The organism is Nitrospinota bacterium, assembly GCA_029881495.1.
In the GTDB taxonomy this organism is placed as follows: Bacteria; Nitrospinota_A; UBA7883; order JACRGQ01; family JACRGQ01; genus JAOUMJ01.
In genome coordinates this window covers 1-2,923 of sequence record JAOUMJ010000058.1, presented here as the reverse complement: position 1 = coordinate 2,923, position 2,923 = coordinate 1, and the positions used below count along the sequence as shown (strand labels likewise).

General features: G+C 47.8%; 5 protein-coding genes. 3 read left to right on the top strand and 2 right to left on the bottom strand.

Annotated features, from left to right (window positions below):
- Positions 1-563, bottom strand: a 563-nt coding sequence (locus OEY64_13195; GenBank protein MDH5543899.1) for a hypothetical protein, incomplete at its 3' end; no start/stop codon positions are given.
- 170 nt (positions 564-733) lie between these two features.
- On the opposite strand from OEY64_13195, the gene ftsY reads away from it, so the two are divergent.
- From ftsY to OEY64_13180, 3 genes are all read left to right on the top strand, one after another.
- A complete protein-coding gene (ftsY, locus tag OEY64_13190; protein ID MDH5543898.1) occupies positions 734-1,666 on the top strand; it encodes a signal recognition particle-docking protein FtsY in 933 nt (310 codons plus the stop codon).
- 75 nt (positions 1,667-1,741) lie between these two features.
- Positions 1,742-1,999: a hypothetical protein gene (locus tag OEY64_13185; protein ID MDH5543897.1), complete on the top strand. Its 258-nt coding sequence runs from the start codon at positions 1,742-1,744 to the stop codon at positions 1,997-1,999.
- A 100-nt stretch (positions 2,000-2,099) separates the two neighbouring features.
- A complete protein-coding gene (locus OEY64_13180) occupies positions 2,100-2,561 on the top strand; it encodes a thioesterase domain-containing protein (GenBank protein ID MDH5543896.1) in 462 nt (153 codons plus the stop codon).
- A gap of 32 nt (positions 2,562-2,593) precedes the next feature.
- Here OEY64_13180 and OEY64_13175 read toward each other — a convergent pair.
- Positions 2,594-2,923: LpxI family protein (locus OEY64_13175; protein MDH5543895.1), on the bottom strand; the 330-nt coding region annotated here is incomplete at its 5' end.

Here is a 2,923-nt window from a genome sequence, read left to right as displayed (position 1 = left end):
GCAAATTCTGAAGCTGGAGGATCCTGATATACAGGAAGAGGCTCAAGGAGCGCTTTTGCAAGCGGTAAGAAGCGCCAATACTCCCCCACCTTTACCCGCGTGAGATTATTTATCACCAGAAGCTGGTCGAGGAGGTCGGTCGCCCCGGCAGCGGGGATGCGGTCGAGGGTTCTTATCGTCACAAAACCTTTAACGTCATCTTCGATTATGTAATTCATTCCGAGGAATTCGCAGATATTCTTTATCACTTCCCGGATAGGCGCTGATTCAAAATTCAGCGACATCTTGGGTCCATTGTCAGAGACCTTCACTTTTGATTTTTTTCCGTTCAAATCAATCCCGCTCTTCCGCGATTCATTTAGAGAGCTATCCGAGGCGGCAGAGGAGTTGACGGATATCTTTGGCCCTGGCAACGCCTTGTCGCTTTTCCTCAATTCGACAGGCTCGGTCTTCGCGCCGGAAACAGAAATATTTTCCGCGACCCGGAAAGAGCTCTCTTCAGCCTCCGAAAATGAAACCGATCCCCCGAAAGGAAAAAGAAAGATGGAAATGAGTAAAGCCAAAAAACGTGGATTACTCATACCATCAATAATGAACCTTGATAATTGCACCTAATCTCCCTGCACGAGGCGATAAATTTGAACTGCCATAAACTGCCTATTGTCTGCCCCATTTTGTTTGCATAATATTAACCCGTTTTATTCGGGATTAAAACAGACTAGACTGCAAAGCCATGGAAAAAGAAAAAATGGGCCTTTTGGCCCGACTGAAAGAAGGTCTTAGAAAAACCAGCAAAAGCCTCGTCTCCAGTATCACTCACGCCACTACCGGGAGAATATCTATTGATGAGGAACTTTTCCAGGAGCTGGAAGAGGCATTAATTACAGCCGATATCGGTATGCCAACCACCATGCAACTAATCGACAACTTGAAAAAAGCGGTGAAAAACAAGGAGATAAAGGAGGTCGAGGAAATCAGGCCGTTCCTCAGGGAAAGAATCGGCGAACTTGCCGGCAGCCCGCTTGTACAGCCGGAAACTGTCATGGAGAATCACGGGGTTCCGCATGTAATACTTGTCGTAGGGGTAAACGGCGCCGGGAAAACAACAACTATCGGGAAATTGGCTAATATTTACCAGTCGTCAGGAAAAAGCGTTTTACTCTCCGCCGGGGATACTTTTCGCGCGGCGGCAATCGAACAGCTGGACGAATGGAGCCGGAGGGTCGGTTGTGAAATCGTGAAACATCTCCCGAATTCCGATCCGAGTGCCGTTGCATTTGACGCGATGAAGGCGGCAGTCGCGAGAAAAAAGGATGTCGTAATTGTCGATACCGCTGGAAGGCTTCATACACGAACGAACCTTATGGAAGAACTTTCGAAGGTGCGCCGCATTATCGGCCGCGAGGTTGAAGGCGCCCCGCATGAAACCCTGCTTGTCCTTGATGGCACTACTGGACAGAACGCGCTCAATCAGGCGAACGAGTTTCACTCAAAGATCAACCTTACCGGCCTTGTTCTGACCAAACTCGACGGAACGGGAAAAGGTGGCGCGGTAATAAGAATAATTAACGAGACTAAACTCCCGGTGAAATATATCGGAATTGGCGAGAAGATTGACGACCTCCAGCCGTTTGACGCAAAACTTTTCGCCGAGGCGATACTGTAGGATCACTTGATGTCGCCAATTTCAAAATCTGATATAATCCCGATGTACTAAACCCAAGATATAACAGGAGGAAAGATGCGAAAATTACTGACATTAACAATCTTTGCGCTTGCGCTCTCCCTTGTAGCAAGCCCGGCCCTTATGGCCCACGCGAAGGAAAAAGCCGGAAAGACCTGTTGCGGCGGCATGAGCAAAGAGCAGTGCAAAATTGAGATGGGTGATAACTGCCCGCTTGATATGTCCGAGAAAGGCGATGCCGATTCAAAAGGGAAATCGAAAGGGAAGGAAATTCCTGCCGATTCATCCAGCAGTTCCAAAAAGGGAAAAATCTAGTCTCCCTTTAGGCACACGATCTCGCAACGAAGACCGGCAAGCGATTGCCGGTCTTTTTTTGTTTTAGCCTTTCACTGTACAAATCCAATAAACTTCCAGTATGAAACCTGAACACGAAAAGATCTCGAGAGAATTGGAAGAGGTAATGCAGGCAGAAATACCTATGGCAAAGGCCATGGGGATAGGGGTGAAAAGTTATGACGGCACGACATTAAAACTATGCGCGCCTCTTGAGCCGAACATAAATCACAAAAAGACAGCTTTCGGCGGGAGTATTTATTCCATAATGGTTTTATCCGGCTGGGGGTTGCTATGGATGAAGATCAAGGAGAACGATCTTCAAGCCTCTGTCGTCATTACGAAAAGCGAAACCGGTTTCATGAAACCTATAGATGGCGAGATAAGCGCTGTTTGCACTGTCGATATTAATGAGATCAATTTACTGATCGAGAAATTTTCCAGGAATGGAAGAGCAAAAATTAATCTCTCCTCAAAGATATACTCTGGGGAAACTGTAGCCGCGACATTTACAGGAACCTACGCCGCTCTAAGCAGTAAATAAAATACAGTCGGCAGGAAAGCCTCCCGGAAATACTAAACCGCTACAAGAGCAATGCCGGAAGAGTTGGCGCGCTCAATAACCTCGTCCTTATTTACTATCACTACCCGCCCCGCCTCAAACGCAAGACCGGCGGCTTTCATATCAGCCAACCTGTTAATCGTTTCCATCCCTATCGTAGGAATATCGTATCTCATATCCTGTTTCGGCCTACTCATCTTGACCATGACCACACCGCTCCCTGCGAGCCTCCCGCCACGATCAATCGTCTCGTCGGTACCCTCGACCGCTTCCACGGCGATGATGGCTCCTTCCTTTACGATAATCGTCTGTCCTATATCCTTCCCTGCAAGGTCCCTGCATAT

What these genes read in the sequence shown, in the direction of transcription:
- ftsY (MDH5543898.1), top strand. Translation starts at nt 734, where the DNA reads ATGGAAAAAGAAAAAATGGGCCTTTTGGCCCGACTGAAAGAAGGTCTT.
- OEY64_13185 (MDH5543897.1), top strand. Translation starts at nt 1,742, where the DNA reads ATGCGAAAATTACTGACATTAACAATCTTTGCGCTTGCGCTCTCCCTT.
- OEY64_13180 (MDH5543896.1), top strand. Translation starts at nt 2,100, where the DNA reads ATGAAACCTGAACACGAAAAGATCTCGAGAGAATTGGAAGAGGTAATG.